At 62.2% G+C, this 16,530-nt stretch carries 17 protein-coding genes; 4 read left to right on the top strand and 13 right to left on the bottom strand.

What is annotated here, in order from left to right; genetic code table 11:
* Nucleotides 1-177: 177 nt before the first annotated feature.
* The 8 genes from murB to KI237_RS09310 all read right to left on the bottom strand — a co-directional run bounded on the left by murB (nucleotide 178) and on the right by KI237_RS09310 (nucleotide 7,040).
* Entirely contained in the window at nucleotides 178-1,197 is a 1,020-nt protein-coding gene (gene murB, locus KI237_RS09345; protein WP_212799572.1) for a UDP-N-acetylmuramate dehydrogenase, read from the bottom strand.
* Nucleotides 1,194-1,658 carry a low molecular weight protein-tyrosine-phosphatase gene (locus KI237_RS09340; protein ID WP_212799571.1) on the bottom strand — a complete coding sequence of 155 codons (465 nt, stop codon included), beginning with the start codon at nucleotides 1,656-1,658 and terminating at the stop codon, nucleotides 1,194-1,196. The genes murB and KI237_RS09340 overlap by 4 nt, the downstream gene beginning before the upstream one ends.
* Entirely contained in the window at nucleotides 1,658-2,422 is a 765-nt protein-coding gene (gene kdsB, locus KI237_RS09335) for a 3-deoxy-manno-octulosonate cytidylyltransferase (protein ID WP_212799570.1), read from the bottom strand. Before kdsB ends, KI237_RS09340 begins: the two co-directional genes overlap by 1 nt.
* Nucleotides 2,419-2,604, bottom strand: coding sequence for a Trm112 family protein (locus KI237_RS09330; RefSeq protein WP_003179363.1), 186 nt, complete (start codon nucleotides 2,602-2,604; stop codon nucleotides 2,419-2,421). Before KI237_RS09330 ends, kdsB begins: the two co-directional genes overlap by 4 nt.
* 23 nt (nucleotides 2,605-2,627) lie before the next feature.
* The gene (gene lpxK, locus KI237_RS09325) at nucleotides 2,628-3,638 is read right to left on the bottom strand and encodes a tetraacyldisaccharide 4'-kinase (protein ID WP_212799569.1); all 1,011 of its coding nucleotides are present in this window, start codon (nucleotides 3,636-3,638) and stop codon (nucleotides 2,628-2,630) included.
* On the bottom strand, nucleotides 3,638-4,066 hold the full coding sequence (pocB, locus tag KI237_RS09320) for a flagellar polar localization protein PocB (RefSeq protein ID WP_212799568.1): 429 nt from the start codon (nucleotides 4,064-4,066) through the stop codon (nucleotides 3,638-3,640). The genes lpxK and pocB overlap by 1 nt, the downstream gene beginning before the upstream one ends.
* Nucleotides 4,063-4,698 carry a flagellar polar localization protein PocA gene (gene pocA, locus KI237_RS09315; protein WP_212799567.1) on the bottom strand — a complete coding sequence of 212 codons (636 nt, stop codon included), beginning with the start codon at nucleotides 4,696-4,698 and terminating at the stop codon, nucleotides 4,063-4,065. Before pocA ends, pocB begins: the two co-directional genes overlap by 4 nt.
* A gap of 95 nt (nucleotides 4,699-4,793) precedes the next feature.
* Nucleotides 4,794-7,040 (bottom strand): DNA internalization-related competence protein ComEC/Rec2, encoded by a 2,247-nt coding sequence (locus KI237_RS09310; protein ID WP_212799566.1) that lies wholly within the window; start codon nucleotides 7,038-7,040, stop codon nucleotides 4,794-4,796.
* 144 nt (nucleotides 7,041-7,184) lie between these two features.
* Between KI237_RS09310 and KI237_RS09305 the strand changes: the two genes are divergently transcribed.
* A complete protein-coding gene (locus KI237_RS09305) occupies nucleotides 7,185-7,700 on the top strand; it encodes a DUF2062 domain-containing protein (RefSeq protein WP_212799565.1) in 516 nt (171 codons plus the stop codon).
* Between the two features lie 191 nt (nucleotides 7,701-7,891).
* On the opposite strand, the gene KI237_RS09300 is transcribed toward KI237_RS09305, so the two are convergent.
* From KI237_RS09300 to KI237_RS09285, 4 genes are all read right to left on the bottom strand, one after another.
* Entirely contained in the window at nucleotides 7,892-8,671 is a 780-nt protein-coding gene (locus KI237_RS09300; protein ID WP_212800577.1) for an ABC transporter permease, read from the bottom strand.
* 2 nt (nucleotides 8,672-8,673) lie between these two features.
* Entirely contained in the window at nucleotides 8,674-9,606 is a 933-nt protein-coding gene (locus KI237_RS09295) for an ABC transporter ATP-binding protein (protein ID WP_212799564.1), read from the bottom strand.
* 136 nt (nucleotides 9,607-9,742) lie between these two features.
* On the bottom strand, nucleotides 9,743-10,366 hold the full coding sequence (locus KI237_RS09290) for a glutathione S-transferase family protein (RefSeq protein ID WP_212799563.1): 624 nt from the start codon (nucleotides 10,364-10,366) through the stop codon (nucleotides 9,743-9,745).
* A 44-nt stretch (nucleotides 10,367-10,410) separates the two neighbouring features.
* On the bottom strand, nucleotides 10,411-11,070 hold the full coding sequence (locus KI237_RS09285) for a transglutaminase-like domain-containing protein (RefSeq protein WP_212799562.1): 660 nt from the start codon (nucleotides 11,068-11,070) through the stop codon (nucleotides 10,411-10,413).
* A 380-nt stretch (nucleotides 11,071-11,450) separates the two neighbouring features.
* Here KI237_RS09285 and KI237_RS09280 point away from each other — a divergent pair, with 380 nt between their 5' ends.
* Nucleotides 11,451-13,898 carry an acyl-CoA dehydrogenase gene (locus KI237_RS09280; RefSeq protein WP_212799561.1) on the top strand — a complete coding sequence of 816 codons (2,448 nt, stop codon included), beginning with the start codon at nucleotides 11,451-11,453 and terminating at the stop codon, nucleotides 13,896-13,898.
* A 130-nt stretch (nucleotides 13,899-14,028) separates the two neighbouring features.
* The gene (locus KI237_RS09275; protein ID WP_212799560.1) at nucleotides 14,029-14,436 is read left to right on the top strand and encodes a PA2817 family protein; all 408 of its coding nucleotides are present in this window, start codon (nucleotides 14,029-14,031) and stop codon (nucleotides 14,434-14,436) included.
* A 195-nt stretch (nucleotides 14,437-14,631) separates the two neighbouring features.
* On the opposite strand, the gene KI237_RS09270 is transcribed toward KI237_RS09275, so the two are convergent.
* Nucleotides 14,632-15,630: a LysR family transcriptional regulator gene (locus KI237_RS09270; RefSeq protein ID WP_212799559.1), complete on the bottom strand. Its 999-nt coding sequence runs from the start codon at nucleotides 15,628-15,630 to the stop codon at nucleotides 14,632-14,634.
* Nucleotides 15,631-15,720: 90 nt separating this feature from the next.
* On the opposite strand from KI237_RS09270, the gene KI237_RS09265 reads away from it, so the two are divergent.
* On the top strand, nucleotides 15,721-16,347 hold the full coding sequence (locus tag KI237_RS09265; protein WP_212799558.1) for an alanyl-tRNA editing protein: 627 nt from the start codon (nucleotides 15,721-15,723) through the stop codon (nucleotides 16,345-16,347).
* Nucleotides 16,348-16,530: the final 183 nt, after the last annotated feature.

Genomic DNA, 16,530 nt, shown 5'->3' with positions numbered 1-16,530 from the left:
TCGGGCTCTCTTATGCATGCGCACGCAGGCGTCTGCATCGGGCCTTTAGGATGCAATGGTCGCATCGTTAGGACGCTAAATTAACCCAGGATCACGCAAAACGCCCTGCACAATCCTGCACAAATGCTTGTGTGCGGGGTGTGCAGGGCGTTTTTCAGGCGCTTGCGTGAGAGTGACTCAGTACCGATTGGGTTCCATTTCCAGTTCGACCTGGAAACGTTCGGCAATGTCCTTCTGGATGCGCAGCGCCAGGTCCAGCAGTTGCGGGCCCGTAGCATTGCCGTAGTTGACCAGCACCAACGCCTGCAACTTATGCACCCCGGCATCACCTTCGCGAAAGCCCTTCCAGCCGGCGTGCTCGATCAACCAGCCAGCGGCGATTTTCATCTGCCCTTCAGGTTGTGGATAAGCCACCAGGTCCGGGTATTTCACCTTCAGGTGAGCCACGTGCGTGGCCGGCACCAGCGGGTTCTTGAAGAAACTGCCAGCGTTACCCAGTACGGTCGGGTCCGGAAGTTTTTCACTGCGAATGCTGCAAATGGCCCGGCTCACATCGGAGGGGGTTGCCTGCTCGATGCCCTGCTCAGTTAATCGCTGACGCACCGGGCCGTATTCCAGATGCAAGTGCGCGGCGCGGCTGAGGGCAAAACGCACCCGCAGGATCAACCAGCGCCCCACCTGCTGCTTGAACAGGCTGTCGCGGTAGGCGAAACGGCACTCTTCCAGGGTGAACTCGCGCAGTTCACCGGTCTGGCGATCCAGCGCGGTGAGGCCGGCGAAGACGTCCTTGATCTCTACGCCGTAGGCGCCAATGTTTTGCATCGGCGCCGCCCCCACCGTACCGGGAATCAGGCTGAGGTTTTCCAATCCCGCCCAACCCTGCGCCAGCGTGTGCTGGACGAACGGATGCCAGGGCTCACCTGCTTCGGCCTCGACTATCACACGTTCGCCGTCATCGCTGAGCAAACGAATCCCCCGGCTGGCCATGCGCAACACCAAGGCGTCGATGTCACCGGTCAGCAGCAGGTTGCTACCGCCGCCGATCACCAGCAGCGGCACGGCATGCTCGCTGGCATACGCCAACGCCTGGCGAACATCGCCATCGCTGTGGGCTTCGGCGAACAGCCGGGCGGTGACGTCAACCCCGAAACTGTTGAAGGGCTTGAGGCTGACGCCCGCCCGCACCTGCAAGGTCATAACCGCCCCTTCAATTCGATCACCAGGCGATCGGTCGCGCGCTCGATCAGGTCCAGCACTTGCTCGAAGCCTTGTTCGCCGTCGTAGTACGGATCCGGCACATCGTCGAGTTCAGCTTCGTAGCGCCGCAGGAACAGATCCAGCTCGGCCCTGCCATTGGCCGGTTGCAGGGCCCTGAGGTTGCGCAGGTTGCTGCTGTCCATCGCCAGGATCAGGTCATAGGCGGCGAAATCAGCGCGGGTCACCTGTTGCGCGCGTTGGGCCGACAAGTCGTAGCCACGCCTCAGGGCCGCCGCCTGGCTGCGCTTGTCCGGCGCTTTGCCGACATGCCAGTCACCGGTGCCGGCGGAAGCGACTTCCACCTGCCCGGCCAGCCCGGCCTCACGCAACTTGTGGCGCAGGATGCCTTCGGCGGTGGGCGAGCGGCAGATATTGCCGAGGCAGACGAACAGGACCCGCATCAAGCCTCCAGCAGGCGACGAACGCGCTCGAGGTCTTCGGCGGTGTCGACACCCGTCGGCGGGGCGATCAGCGCATCGGCGACATGGATCCGCACGCCATGCCACAGGGCACGCAACTGTTCCAGGGACTCAGTGTTTTCCAGCCAGCACGGCCCCCAGGCGACGAAGTCCTGGAGAAAGCCAGCGCGGTAAGCATAGATGCCGATGTGACGGCGGTACGGCACGCCTTCCGGCATCACGTCACGGCTTTGGGCGAATGCGTCCCGCGCCCAGGGCAACGGCGCGCGGCTGAAGGTCAACGCCAGGCCATTGAGGTCGCTGACCACCTTGACCACGTTGGGGTTGAACAGCGTCTGCACATCCTCGATCGGCTCGGCCAGGGTGGCCATGCGCGCCTCGGTGTGGGCCGCGAGGTTGGCGGCGACCTGATCGATCACGCTCGGCGGGATCAACGGCTCGTCACCTTGCACATTGACGACGATTGCGTCAGCGCCAAGACCGAGTTTTGCCGCGACTTCCGCCAGGCGATCGGTGCCGGAATTATGGTCTTCACGCGTCAGCACGACCTCGGCGCCAAAACCTTTGCAGGCCTCGACGATGCGCGCATCGTCGGTCGCCACCACCACGCGCTGGGCGCTGCTTTTGCAGGCCTGTTCCCACACGTGCTGGATCATCGGCTTGCCGGCAATCGACAGCAACGGTTTGCCGGGCAGGCGCGTCGAGGCGAAGCGCGACGGGATGACAACGGTAAAGGCTGCGGTCATTTATCCAGGCGCTCGTCGGTGGTCAGGGTGCGGGCTTCGCTTTCGAGCATCACCGGGATGCCGTCGCGAATCGGGTAGGCCAGGCCGGCACCCTTGCTGATCAGTTCGGTCTTGTCGGCGCTGAGCTTGAGCGGGCCTTTGCAGACCGGGCAGGCCAGAATGTCGAGCAGTTTGGTGTCCATGGAATTCCCCTGGATAAAAGGTTTTAAGGCAAAAGCCGATCCGGCAACAGGCGCATCAACTGCGTATCGAACCAGGTCGCGAAGGCCGGCGACGGTGCGGCGTCAACCGCCAGGTACCACCAGTCAGGTGCGGCGAAGGCACGGCATTTGACTGCGTCCTTTTCCGTCATGACCACCGGCAGCGATGGCGTGAAACTCAAGGCCTGGGCGTTGTATTCGGCATGGTCGGCAAACCCATGCGGTATTGGCCGCCAGTGTAGCGTTTCGAGGGTCTTGAAGAAACGCTGGGGGTTGCCGATGCCGGCCACGGCATGCAGGGCCTGGCCGGATGGAAAATGGTCGAGAGGACGGCGTTCGCCACTGGCCAGGTTCACCAGTTCGGTGGGACGCAATTGAAAGGCAAAGCCGTCGTCGCGGTCGGCACTGGCGCCGTTGTACAGCACGGCGTCGACCGATTGCAGGCGTTCGACCGGCTCGCGCAATGGCCCGGCGGGCAGGCAACGCCGGTTGCCCAGGCCCCGGGCGTTGTCGATCAGCACCAGCTCAAGGTCCCGGGCCATCCGATAATGCTGCATGCCGTCGTCAGACAGGATCAGGTCCAGCGATTCGGCCTCCAGCAGCGCCTGGATGGCGCGACTGCGATCAGGGTCGATCATCAACGGCACACCGGTGCGCTGGACGATCAACAGCGGCTCGTCACCCGCGACGTCGGCGCCCTGCTCGGCCGTTACCCGCCAAGGCAGGTGCGGCGGCTTGGCGCCGTAACCCCGGCTGACCACCCCGACGCGCAGGCCACTGCGCTGGCAGTGCTGGATCATCCACAGGATCAACGGCGTCTTGCCGGTGCCGCCGACCGTGATATTGCCGACCACCAGCAACGGCACAGGGGGCTGGTAGATCGGGCCTTCGCCCGCCAGAAAGCGCTCGCGCTTGCCCACGACCACCCGCCGGTACAGCCACTCCAGTGGCCGCAGCAGCGCCAGGGCCGGATGCCCCCGGTACCACGCGGCAAGCAATCGATCGGACATGGCCATCAGGGTGCGGGCGCCGCCTCGACCGTGGTCATGCGCAACTGGCTGAAGCCGAGCTTGCCGGCCGCGTCCATGGCGGTGATCACCGATTGATGGGGGGTCTTGCCGTCGGCGCTGATGGACAGCGGCAGGTGGGTGTCGCCGCCCGACTCTTTCTGCAGGGCTTCGATCAGGCTCGCCAGGTCGCTCTTGGGCAGCAATTGGTTATTCACCGAGAACGCCCCTTCGGCGCTGATGGTAATTTCCAGGTTCTTCAGTTGCTGGTCTTCGGCCGGCGAGCCGCTGACAGCCTCCGGCAATTCAACTTTGAGCTGGGTTTCCCGGGTGAACGTGGTGGTCACGACGAAAAACAGCAGCAGGATGAACACCACGTCGATCAGCGACGCGAGGTTGATCTCGATGTTTTCCCGTGGCTTGCGGCGGAATTTCACTTCTTGCCCCCAGCCAGGTCCACATCGCGGTCACCTTGCACCACCTCGACCAGCTTGATCGCTTCTTGCTCCATGCCGACCACCAACTCGTCGACGCGCCGTTGCAGGAAGCGGTGGAAGAACACGGATGGAATACCCACCATCAGGCCGGCGGCGGTGGTGATCAGGGCCTTGGAAATGCCCCCCGCCAGCACGGCGGCATTGGTGCTCATGCCGGAGCCGGTAAACGCGCTGAAGATGTCGATCATGCCCAGCACGGTACCCAGCAGGCCCAGCAGCGGGGACATGGCGGCGATGGTCCCCAGGGTATTGATGTAGCGCTCCAGTTCATGGATGACCCGGGCGGCGGCTTCCTCGATGCACTCCTTCATGATCTCGCGACCATGCTTGGAGTTCGCCAGGCCGGCGGCGAGGACTTCCCCCAGCGGCGAACTGGCCCGCAGTTCCTTGAGCTTGTCCTTGTTCAGTTGCTTGTCCTTGATCCAGACCCAGACCTGCCCGAGCAAATGCTCCGGGGTCACGCGGCTGGCCCGCAGGGTCCACAGGCGTTCGGCAACGATACCCAATGCCGCGATGGAACTCAGAATGATCGGCAACATCATCCAGCCGCCGGATTTGACCAATTCCCACACAGTGACTGCCCCCTCGAAAAAGTGCGCCACTTTATCACACAGACTCGCCTTGCAGACCCGCCCCGCCGATAAGCACATCAGCCAATTGCGCTGGATCAATATTGCCCCGGTGGCCCGACGCCTGGCGGATCACGCCAGTAGCGGCGGTGCCCGGCCTCGGAGCGCGGCAGCTCGAAAGCCCCCAGTTGCAGACGAATGGCGCCCTGCTCGGCACTGTCGTAGATCGCCAGGCCCGAGCGTCGATAGCGGGCCATCACTTGGGGATGGGGGTGGCCGAACGCGTTGCCCTGGCCTCGGGAAATCAACACCGAATGCGGTTGCAGCCGTGACAGCAACGCCATCGACGACGAACTGCGACTGCCATGATGCGGCGCGGCCAGCCACTGGACCGGTAGCGCCAGGGGCTCGTCGAGCAAGGCGCGTTCGGCGTGGGCGTCGATATCGCCGGTCAGGAGCAGGCGTTCACCGCCGGCCTCCACCAGCAGGACACAGGATTTCTGGTTGCTTTCAACGGCAGAGGCCCACCGCCACAGCTCGAACCCGACGCCGTCCCATTCCCAGCGCCGGCCACTGTCGCAAGGCCCGGCCAGCAGCTCAGCGGGCAGCGCGTCGGGATCGCCACTGATCACCTCCATCGTCGGTAGCCCATTGCGCACGGCGCGGGCACCGCCAGCGTGATCGGCGTCGGCATGGCTGAGCAACATCAGGTCCAAGCCACGCACACCCAGTTTGCGCAAGGTTGGCAGGACGACCCGCTCGCCCACATCGGCCTCGCCAAAGCGCGGCCCGGCGTCATATAGCAGGGTGTGCCGGCGGGTCCGCACCAGCACCGCCAACCCTTGGCCCACGTCCAGTTGCCAGACCTCGGCTCGCCCTGGTGGCAGGTGTTCTTGCGGTGGATAAACCATCAGCAACACCATTGGCCACCCCAGTACACGTAGTGGCAGACCTTTGGGCAACAACAGTAAAAAAGCACCGAAGGCAGCGATACCCAAGGCCCAGGTCGGGACTGCGGCCGGAACCCAGGCAGGCATTCGTCCGGCTACCAGCGTCAGCCCCTTGAACAACAGATCGAGCAGTCCGCCGGCAATCCACAGCAAGCCTTCGCCAATGAGCGGCACCGGCAACAACGCCGTGCCAAGCAGCGCTGTCGGCAATACCAACAGGCTGATCCAGGGCACCGCGAGCAGGTTCACCAGCGGCCCGCTGAGGCTGACTGGCAAGCCCACGATCAACAACAACGGACACAGGCCGAGCGCAACCAGCCACTGGGCGCGGGTCCAGGTTTGCCACCAGCGCCAAGGCCCCAGGCGAGCGCCAAAGGTGAACATCAATATGGCGACAGCGGCAAACGACAACCAGAACCCCGGTCGCAAGCTGGCGAGCGGATCGAACACCAGCACCCCGGAAAAGGCCAGCAGCCATGCCCACCACGGATCCGGCTGTTTGAAACGCAGGCGCCACAGCAACACCAGACCGATCATCGCGCAGGCCCGTCGCACCGGCACCTCGAAGCCGGCGAGCAAGCCGTAGCCCAGGGCGGCACAGAAGGCCAGCCCACAGGCCCAAGGCAACCAGGCCAGACCCACCGGCCACAGGCCATAACGGGCCGCACCGGCCACCAACAGGTAAACCAGGCCGGCGAGCAGGCCGATGTGTTGCCCGGAGATCACCAGCAAGTGGACAGTGCCGGTGTCTTGCAGCACCTGCCAATCCTCGCGACTCAGCCCGCCGCCGTCGCCCAGCACCAGCGCCGCCAGCGCACCGGAGCGGCCGTGGGCATCGACCTGTGCCAGCGCCTGGCGCACCTCGTCGCGCCAGGCACCCCGGGCCGCTTGCAGGAGACGGCCATCCTTGATCGTACCGGTCGCGCCGATGCCGCGGCTCAGCAACCAGGCGGCATAGTCAAAGCCGTGTGGGTTCAGCAGCCCGCTGGGCCGCTTGAGCTTCACGGCCAATCGCCATCGCTCGCCGCTGTTGACCGGCGGACCACCGAACCAGGCGAGGCGCATCGCCGTCGGTAGCCGGGTACGGCGTGAATGGACATCGGCCAGTTCGAAGCGCACCACGCCTTCGCCCTGTTGCGGCAAACCGACCACTCGCCCCTCGACCCAGCGGGTTTCGCCGTCGAGGGCGATGGGTAACCGATCGTCCAGCGCAAACTGCGCCGACAGACAGGCCCAGGCCAACCCGAACAGGAAGAAACCCAGCGGATAGGTTCGAAACGGCAACGCCATCAGCGCCAGTACCGGCATGGCTGCAATCAGCCACAACGGCGGCAGTGCCGGCAAAAAAATCGGGGCCAACAGCCCCAGTGCAAGCGCGACTAACCCTGTGCGCATAACCCGTCCTTGAGAGTGCCCTCTCCAGGCATAGACGGTCTGCGGCACCGTCGGCGTTATCAATTGTCACAAAGTCTGAATCTGCCAGCCGTAGAATCCGGACATACTTGCGGCCTTATTGCGTTGAACCGACCGAGAAGCCTTATGCCCCGGCGCCTATTCAAACGTTACATGCCAGACCCAGAGAGCATTCGGGAACATAAATCCTTACGCTTTCTCGGCACCCTGCTGCACGATCCCAACCTTTGGCACCTCAATCGGCACTCGGTCGCCCGGGCGATGGCTGTTGGCCTGTTTGCCGCATTCTTGCCGATCCCGTTGCAGATGTTGCTGGCCGCCGCACTGGCCATCACGGTGCGCGGCAACATGCCGATTGCGGTGAGCCTGGTGTGGCTGACCAACCCCATCACCATGCCGGCGGTGTTTTTCTGCACTTACCAGACCGGCGCCTGGCTGATGGACGTGCCCGCCCGGACGCTGCCCGAAGCGCTGACCTGGGAATGGATCAGCGGCCAGTTATCCACCTTGTGGCAGCCGTTCCTGCTCGGCTCGGTGGTGACCGGCCTGGTACTCGGCGCCCTCGCCTACTTCGTCACCATGAGTTACTGGCGCTGGTGGGTGGCCCGACAGTGGAAACGGCGCAAGAAAAGCCGGATGTGAGATGCAAAAAGGCCTCCTGGAAATGGAGGCCTTTTTTGTGGTGCTTGTACTGGCGCCATCGCGAGCAAGCTCGCTCCCACAGGGGAATGCATTTCAATGTGGGAGCGAGCTTGCTCGCGATAGCGGTGTGTCAGCCAGCAAATGACCGAATGACCCGACGCCATCGCGAGCAGGCTCGCTCCCACACGGGATCAGGTACGCATCCCGCGCCCGCTGACCAGCAACCGCGCGCAACCGATGTAGAGCACCACGGTCGCCACCAGCATGAAGGTGATCGCGATGCTGATCTTGATGTCCGACACCCCGAGAATGCCATAGCGAAAGGCATTGACCATGTGCAGCACCGGGTTGGCCAGGGACACGGTCTGCCAGAACGGCGGCAGCAGGGAAATCGAGTAGAACACCCCACCCAGGTAGGTCAGCGGCGTGAGCACGAACGTCGGGATGATCGAAATGTCATCGAAGTTGCGCGCAAACACGGCATTGATGAAACCCAGCAGCGAAAAGATCGTGGCCGTAAGCACCACCACCAATATCGTCACCCCCAGGTGATGCACCTGCAAATCGGTGAAGAACAACGACAGCAGGGTCACGATCAGGCCCACCGCCAGGCCGCGCAGCACACCACCCAGGGTGTAGCCGATGAGGATCGTATGGGGCGACACCGGCGAGACCATCAGTTCTTCGATCGAACGCTGGAACTTGCTGCCGAAGAAACTCGACACCACGTTACCGTAGGAGTTGGTGATCACCGACATCATGATCAGCCCCGGCACGATGTATTCCATGTACGTGAAGCCGCCCATGTCGCCGATCTGCCGGCCGATCAGGTTACCGAAGATCACGAAGTACAAGACCATGGTGATGGCGGGCGGCAGCAGGGTCTGCGGCCAGATCCGCATGAAGCGCCGGACTTCACGGTACACGATGGTATTGAGGGCGATGAGGTTGGGGCGCAGTTCGGAACTCACACTCATACCGCCACCTTCGCCAGATTTTTCTCCACCAGGGACACGAACAACTCCTCAAGGCGATTGGTTTTATTGCGCAGGCTCTGCACTTCAATGTTTTGCAGGGCCAGTTGGGCGAACAGCCCGGTGATACCCACGGCTTTGTCCACCTGGACTTCCAGGGTGTGGCTGTCCACCAGGCGGGCCGGATAGCCGACAAGCTGGGGCGCGGTCTTCAGGTCGTTTTTCAGGTCCAGCAGGAAGGTTTCCACATGCAGCTGGCTGAGCAACTGGCGCATGCTGGTGTTCTCGACGATGGTGCCGTGGTCGATGATGCCGATGTTGCGGCACAACTGTTCAGCCTCTTCCAGATAGTGGGTGGTGAGGATGATGGTGATGCCTTTCTGGTTCAGCTCGGTGAGGAAGCTCCACATCGAACGACGCAACTCGATGTCCACGCCAGCGGTCGGTTCGTCGAGGATCAGCAGGCGCGGCTCATGCACCAGCGCGCGAGCAATCATCAAGCGCCGCTTCATGCCGCCGGACAGCGAACGGGACGGCACATCACGCTTATCCCACAGGCCCAGTTGGGTCAGGTACTGCTCGGCGCGCTCGTTGGCGATCTTCGGCGGGATACCGTAGTAACCGGCCTGGGTCACGACGATGTCGAAGGTCTTCTCGAACTGGTTGAAGTTGAATTCCTGGGGCACCACGCCGATGCAACGCTTGAGGGCGGCGGGGTCGCGGTCCAGGTCATGACCAAAGACGTTCACCGTGCCACTGGTCTTGTTCACCAGGGTGGAAAGAATGCCGATGGTGGTGGATTTGCCGGCACCGTTAGGGCCGAGCAAGGCGAAGAAATCACCTTCGGCGACGTCCAGATCGATACCACTCAAGGCCTGGAAACCGTTGCCGTAGGTTTTGGTTAGCTGCCGGATGGACAGAGCGGAACTCATATCGGATTACGCACCAAGAAGGGAGGGAGGAAAAGAATAGATAAGGGCGGGCGGCGAGCAATGCAACCACGGCGCACGAAGGCAATGGTGCTTGGCGTCGCCGCACAAGTACAGTCAAGTGTGTCGATAGTAAGTATTAAGTCAACGCAGTCATGACAGCCTTGCGGTAGGCCGGACGCTGCTGCAACCGTGCGTACCAGGCCCGCACGCCAGGCAGCTCGGCGCGCTGGATGGGCATCTCGAACCAGGCATAAATGAAACTGCCCAGGGGAATGTCACCCATGCCGATTTCAGCACCCGACAGGTAGGGTTGCTCACTCAGGGTCTGCTCGACCATCGCCAGCAAGTCGTCGCACTCCTTGATCGCCGCGTTGATGGCCGCCCAGTCCTGTTGCTCGGCCGGGGTGCGCAAGACGCCCCAGAACACCGTGCGAAACGGTGCAGCAAAGCTGGAGGTGGTCCAGTCCATCCATTTTTCAGCCTGGGCCCGGGCCTGTATGTCAGCGGGATACCAGGTCGAACCCGACGCATGACGAGCAGCCAGGTAACGCACGATGGTGTTGGATTCCCAGAGCACGAAGCCGTCGTCCTCGATCATCGGCACGCGGCCGTTGGGGTTTTTCGCACGGTACTCGGGCGTGTCCACCACACCGAATGCCCCGCCCGCATCAATGGCCTCGTAGGCCAGCCCCAACTCTTCCGCGCACCACAACGCCTTGCGCACATTCGATGAATTTTTCCGGCCCCATATCTTCAGCATCACGGCGTCCTCGATGAATAAGTGCCGCCGCAGCATACGCCGGATCAGGCGTGACTCAAATCACCCTGCATGTCGCCAAGCAAGAGCGGCACCTGCGCGCCGAACAGGTGCGGGTAACATTTCTCAAGGTGTTCGAAGAAGAACGCTTCGGGCACATCGGCGAACGGGCCGTGGTCGATGACATATTCCATCAGCTTCGCCCCTTGCCGATTGAACGGGTGGAAAACGCTGTCGTGGCGACCGTCGAATTCCAGCGGGGCCACGTCGAACAATTCGCACAACCCCTGGTTGAATGCCGGCGTGGCCTTGACCCAGCGGTCGTTCAGGTACAGCTCGGTATAACCGTGCATGGCGAACACGTCGCTCCTGAGCAATTCCAGCAAGCGCGGTGTAGACAAATGATTGCGGACATCCGCCAGGCCGATGCGCGCCGGGATACCGCAATGCCGGGCGCAGCCGGCCAGCAAGGTAGCCTTGGGCACGCAATAGCTTTCGCCGGCAGCCAGCGCGTAACTGCCACGCAGCGTCGCCGGGTCGCGACTGAAGGTATAGGGGTTGTAGCGCACTGCCTCGCGCACGGCGTAATACAGACTGACCGCTTGCGCCAGCGGGTCGCGTTCGGCACCGCGGTGGGTTTCGGTGAAGTCGATGACCGCGGGGTGATCGCTGTCGATGAACGGGCCGGGGTTCAGGTATTGCTGCATAAAAGGAAGACCTCTCAAAAAACATCACAACCTGTAGGAGCTGACGAGTGCAACGAGGCTGCGATCTTTGCCCAGACAACTGAATCCCGAGCGAAACACCGACAGATCAAGATCAAAAGATCGCAGCCTTCGGCAGCTCCTACGGGAGGACTTGCCTCGAGTTTATCCACAGTTCCCTACCCGCGATAACGGCATTCCGGCCAAACAATGGCGTTTTCTCACCTTGTTAACGAACGATTTCCCACGGCTGTTGCCAACCAGACTGGCGCAATGCACCCAGGGTTTCCCACGAAATCAATCACATCGCGCTGACCGCCGGTTTTGCAGATGCCGTCTAAGCTCTGAAGGTCGGTTTTGCCTTGGTTCACGGAGGATTACATATGCTGTTGTTGTGGATACTGGTCCTGGTCGTCGGGATCGCCTGGCTGACGCATCGGCGCAGCGCCCCGCTGCCCGCGCTGGGTATCGTCGCGGTCTATCTGTTGGCCATGGGCATTTTCAGTCATGCGCCCGGCTGGCTGCTGCTGATCCTCTGGGTGGTCCTCGCCGCTGTCGCGGCCCCGCTGCTGCTACCGGACCTGCGCCGTCGGTATTTCAGTGCGCCGATGTTCGACTGGTTCCAGAAAACCCTGCCGCCCATGTCCGAGACCGAGCGCGACGCCATCGACGCCGGCACGGTGTGGTGGGACGGTGAACTGTTCAGCGGCCGCCCGGACTGGGACTTGCTGCTGGCCTACCCCAAGGTGCAACTGACCGAGGAGGAGCAGGCGTTCCTCGATGGCCCCACCGAAGCCCTCTGCGCGATGGTCAGCGACTGGCAGATCGGCCAGGCCATGGACCTGCCGCCTGAAGCCTGGGCCCATATCAAGGAGCACGGGTTCTTCGCGCTGATCATTCCGAAGGAATACGGCGGCAAGGGGTTCTCTGCCTATGCCCACTCCCAGGTAGCGATGAAACTGGCCACGCGCAGCGGCGACCTGGCCTCCACCGTGATGGTCCCCAACTCCCTCGGCCCGGCGGAACTGCTGCTGCACTACGGCACCGATGAACAACGCGACCATTACCTGCCGCGACTGGCCCGTGGCGACGACATTCCCTGCTTCGCCCTGACCGGGCCGCTGGCCGGCTCCGACGCCGGGGCAATGCCCGACACCGGCATCATCTGCAAGGGTGAATGGGAGGGCCAGGAAACATTGGGCCTGCGCCTGAACTGGGAAAAACGCTACATCACCCTCGGCCCGGTGGCCACCCTCCTGGGCCTGGCCTTCAAGGCGTATGACCCAGACCACCTGCTGGGAGAGGAAGAAGACCTGGGCATCAGTCTCGCCCTGATTCCCACCGATACCCCTGGCGTGCATATCGGCCGCCGTCACCTGCCCCTTGGCGCCGCGTTCATGAATGGGCCGAACTGGGGCAAGGACGTATTCATCCCGCTGGACTTCCTCATTGGCGGCCAGGACATGCTCGGCAAGGGCTGGATGATGCTGATGAACTGCCTGTCGGTGGGGCGCTCGATTTCCCTGCCAGCGGTGGGCACCGGTGCTGCGAAGTTCACCAGCCTGGTGACGGGCCAGTACGCCCAGGTGCGCGAACAATTCAATGTACCGTTGTCGGCGTTCGAAGGTATTCAGGAAGCCATGGCGCGCATCGGTGGCAACGCCTGGATGATGGATGCTGCGCGCATGCTGACCGCCAACGCCGTGGACCTGGGGGAAAAGCCTTCGGTGCTGTCGGCCATTCTCAAGTACCACCTGACCGAACGCGGTCGCGAGTGCATCAGCCACGCCATGGACGTGCATGGCGGCAAGGGCATCATCATGGGCCCGAACAATTACCTGGGTCGCAGTTGGCAAGGTGCGCCGATCTTCATCACGGTCGAAGGCGCGAACATCCTGTCGCGCAACCTGATGATCTTTGGCCAGGGCGCCATTCGCTGCCATCCGTTCGTACTCAAGGAAATGGCCCTGGCAAGCCGTGAAGACAAAGACCAAGCGTTGATCGAGTTTGACGCCTTGTTGCTCAAGCACATTGGTTTTGCCGTGAGTAACGCAGCCAGTACCCTGGTGCTCAACCTCGGCCTGGGGCATTTCGAGAAGGCCCCAGGCAATGCCTTGAGCCAAGGTTATTTCCGCGCCCTCAACCGACAGGCCGCGGCATTCGCCCTGCTGGCGGACCTGAGCATGATGCTGCTGGGGGGTGAACTCAAACGCCGCGAACGCTTGTCGGCCCGCCTGGGCGACGTATTGAGCAACCTGTACCTGGCGTCCGCCGCGCTCAAGCGCTATCACGACCTGGACTCGCCGGACCACATGACACCGCTGTTCACCTGGGCCATGGAGGAAAGCCTGGGCCAGTCGGAGCGTGCGCTGGATGAACTGCTGGGCAACTTCCCGAACCGGGTGCTGGGTTGCCTGTTGCGCCTGGTGGTGTTCCCCTTCGGTCGTCGTCACAAGGGCCCGAGCGACAGGCTCGACGCCGAGGTGGCGGCGGTCATCGGCCGACCCAAGGGTGACCCGACCCTCGAAGAGTTGCTGCAGGGCTGCTATCGCCCGCAATCGACCGACGATCCGGTGGGCGCCCTGCAACACGCCGCCGACCTGCTGGCCGCCGCCCATCCGCTGCACAAGAAGCTGCACGTCGCGCTCAAGCAGGGTCAGCTCAACCCAGCGCCGGGCGAATCTCTCATCGACGCCGCCCTGGAGGCGGGTGTGCTGCAAGCCGGTGAAGCGCAGACCTTGCGCGCGGCCGAGGCGGCGAGGCGCAAGGTCATCGATGTGGATGACTTCGATAAGGACGAGTTGACGCTGGCGCAAGACAAGGTCCGTTGATACTGACGGCCAGGTACGCCGTCACCTACAGCTCTTAACCTACAGCTCTTAACCTACAGCTCTTAACCTATAAAAGCGGGCGCAAGGGCTTTATACTCCTGCGCCCGTTTTGCTCTTGAGGACTTATCTCGTGTCCAATGTCGTTGCCGATCACCTTATCTTGCTTGACCACTTGCGCAGCATCCTGGTCGCCGTGGGTGAGGCCGAACAGGTGCCCGAAGAAAGCCATGCCCTGTTTCTGGAGCGCTTCGACGAGTTGCGCGCGCAACTGCCCGTCGACCCAATCGAAAGCCAGTACCTGGGCCAGGACCTCCTGTGCCAAGTGATCGTCCGCTATCCACAGATCGCCCACCTGGTGCCTCGCGACCTGCTCTGGTACTTCGCCGGCGACTGCCTGCACTACATGCCCGACGAAGAAATCGCCCTGTACCAGGCCCTGGAGGAGCGTCGTTTCGAAGCTGAGCAAAATGACGAGCCTTTCGACTGGAACCAGGAAAAGCAATTGCTGGCGATGTCGGACCAGGACAGCAAGCACTGATTGCGATCCGTCATGCAAAGGCCCGCACGGTTAACCCTGCGGGCTTTTTTTATAGTATTGACCTGGAGGCCGCCATCGCGAGCAAGCTCGCTCCCACACCGAGTTGTGGTTGGTCATAACCCTCCCTGTGGAACACTGACTTGTGGTTGGTCATAAAACCTTGCGTGGGAGCGAGCTTGCTCGCGATGAGGCCAGTCAAAACAACCCATCACTCTCCGGTAGCTCATAGTGCGCCGCGACCTTGCTGGAACGACTCGCCCTGCCCGCTTTGTTCAAGGTCGGTTCTTTCTCCAGGCAAGCCACCAGATAATCAATGAACACCCGCAGCTTGGGCGGCAGGTAGCGGGTCGGTGAATGCAGCAACCACAAGCCACCGTGGTAGGAAGCCAGGAACGTCCAGTCGGCCAATACCTGCACAATCAAGCCTTGCTCCAAGGCATGACGGGCGGTGAAGTACGGCAGGCTGCCAATGCCGATGTGCTGCAAGACGGCACCCAACCGCACACCCGTGTGATTGGCCGCGTAGCGTCCGCGCACGCCGACGGTGACGGACTTGCTGCCTTTCTTGAATTTCCAGCGTGCATCGTTCGGGGTTGCCCCCAGATAAATGCAGCTGTGCTCCAACAGGTCATGAGGATGCGTGGGCGTACCGTGTTCAGCCAGGTATTGCGGTGTGGCGCAGAGCAGGTGATCGATGGTCAGCAACTGACGTCCTACCAGCCCGACCGGAGGTTGATCGGTAATCCGAATGGCCAGGTCGACGTGATCGTCGATCAGGTCAACCTGCCGATCCTCCAGGAGCAACTCCACATCGATCTTGGGATAGCGACGCAGGAATTCGGGCATGTGCGGATGAATCACGAAACGCCCCACCGCCTTGGGCACGCTGACGCGGATGCGGCCTTCAGCCTCCTGGGTGAACTGCCCACTGATTTCCATCACCGACCGAGCGGCGGCGACCATTTCCTGACAGCGCTTGAACACCTCTTCCCCACCATCGCTCAAACGCAACTTGCGGGTGGTGCGTTGCAGCAAGCGAATCGCCAGGGCTTTCTCCAGGCGAGAAATACTGCGGCTGATGGCCGACGGTGATGAGCCCGACTGGCGGGCCGCCTCGGAGAAACTGCCGGTCTCCACGACCTTGACGAAGATGGCCATTTCAGCCAGCAACGGCAACGGTAGATTTGTGCTCATGGCGCAACAGTCCTTTGAAATTTGAACGGATTATCACTCTTTTACGCCCTACCTATAATCCCGTGACAATTTCTGATGTGGGTATGGCACATGACGCTTCGCCTCTTTTTCCATAGCGATGATCTCAAGGCCAATGTGGAAGTCCTGGATTGCAGCCCCCGGGAACATGAATTTGCCGTGGTGCTGCACGCCACGCTGTTCCATCCCCAGGGTGGCGGTCAGCCCTGTGATACCGGATGGATCGGTGAAAGCCAGGTGCTGCGCGTGGTCCAGGAAGAACCACAGATCGTCCATTACGTCGACCGCCCGGTGGCCTTGGGCACGGCTGCGATCCGCGTGGATGAGCAGCGTCGGCTGTTGAATGCGCGCCTGCACTCGGCTGGGCACCTGATCGGCCATTTCGCCGAGATCCGTGGCTGGACGCCGATCAAGGCCCATCATTGGCCCGGCGAAAGCCGCGTGCAGTTCCAACCAGGGGAAAACCCTCAGGAGCTGGACATCTCGATCATTCAGCAAGGCATCGACGAATGGATTGCCAACGACCTGCCGCGCCAGATCACGTTGCGCGAAGGTCTGCGCGAAGTCGGTTTCGGTGAACTGGCCGCCTACGGTTGTGGCGGTACGCACGTGCAGCGCCTGCAGGAACTGGGAACAGTCACCATCGCCTCGCTTTCGCAAAAGAAAGGAACACTGTCAGTGCACTACCACGTGGCCTGATATCCGCCAGCCCCTGCGACCAGGAATGGCTCGCAGGCCTCGCCTCCCGCAGACGGACTTGCGCCTGCGAATCCCCCTTCAAAACATAAAAAGACAGATTATTGACGCACGCTTGCGCGAGTTTTTCCCTTCCGTCACTTTTTAGTCATTTTTTTTGATTCGGCGCGTGGCGCTTTGCCATGC

The organism is Pseudomonas sp. St316 (assembly GCF_018325905.1).
Classification (GTDB): Bacteria; Pseudomonadota; Gammaproteobacteria; order Pseudomonadales; family Pseudomonadaceae; genus Aquipseudomonas.
The sequence above is the reverse complement of the archived record's forward strand: the minus strand, read 5'-3'. Positions and strand labels throughout refer to the sequence as shown.

Coding starts and splice junctions, on each gene's coding strand:
- lpxK (WP_212799569.1), bottom strand. CDS start 3,638: ATGGCCATGTCCGATCGATTGCTTGCCGCGTGGTACCGGGGGCATCCG.
- KI237_RS09270 (WP_212799559.1), bottom strand. CDS start 15,630: ATGAGCACAAATCTACCGTTGCCGTTGCTGGCTGAAATGGCCATCTTC.
- KI237_RS09265 (WP_212799558.1), top strand. CDS start 15,721: ATGACGCTTCGCCTCTTTTTCCATAGCGATGATCTCAAGGCCAATGTG.
- KI237_RS09340 (WP_212799571.1), bottom strand. CDS start 1,658: ATGCGGGTCCTGTTCGTCTGCCTCGGCAATATCTGCCGCTCGCCCACC.
- KI237_RS09310 (WP_212799566.1), bottom strand. CDS start 7,040: ATGCGCACAGGGTTAGTCGCGCTTGCACTGGGGCTGTTGGCCCCGATT.
- KI237_RS09285 (WP_212799562.1), bottom strand. CDS start 11,070: ATGCAGCAATACCTGAACCCCGGCCCGTTCATCGACAGCGATCACCCC.
- kdsB (WP_212799570.1), bottom strand. CDS start 2,422: ATGACCGCAGCCTTTACCGTTGTCATCCCGTCGCGCTTCGCCTCGACG.
- murB (WP_212799572.1), bottom strand. CDS start 1,197: ATGACCTTGCAGGTGCGGGCGGGCGTCAGCCTCAAGCCCTTCAACAGT.
- KI237_RS09330 (WP_003179363.1), bottom strand. CDS start 2,604: ATGGACACCAAACTGCTCGACATTCTGGCCTGCCCGGTCTGCAAAGGC.
- KI237_RS09280 (WP_212799561.1), top strand. CDS start 11,451: ATGCTGTTGTTGTGGATACTGGTCCTGGTCGTCGGGATCGCCTGGCTG.
- KI237_RS09305 (WP_212799565.1), top strand. CDS start 7,185: ATGCCCCGGCGCCTATTCAAACGTTACATGCCAGACCCAGAGAGCATT.
- KI237_RS09295 (WP_212799564.1), bottom strand. CDS start 9,606: ATGAGTTCCGCTCTGTCCATCCGGCAGCTAACCAAAACCTACGGCAAC.
- KI237_RS09290 (WP_212799563.1), bottom strand. CDS start 10,366: ATGCTGAAGATATGGGGCCGGAAAAATTCATCGAATGTGCGCAAGGCG.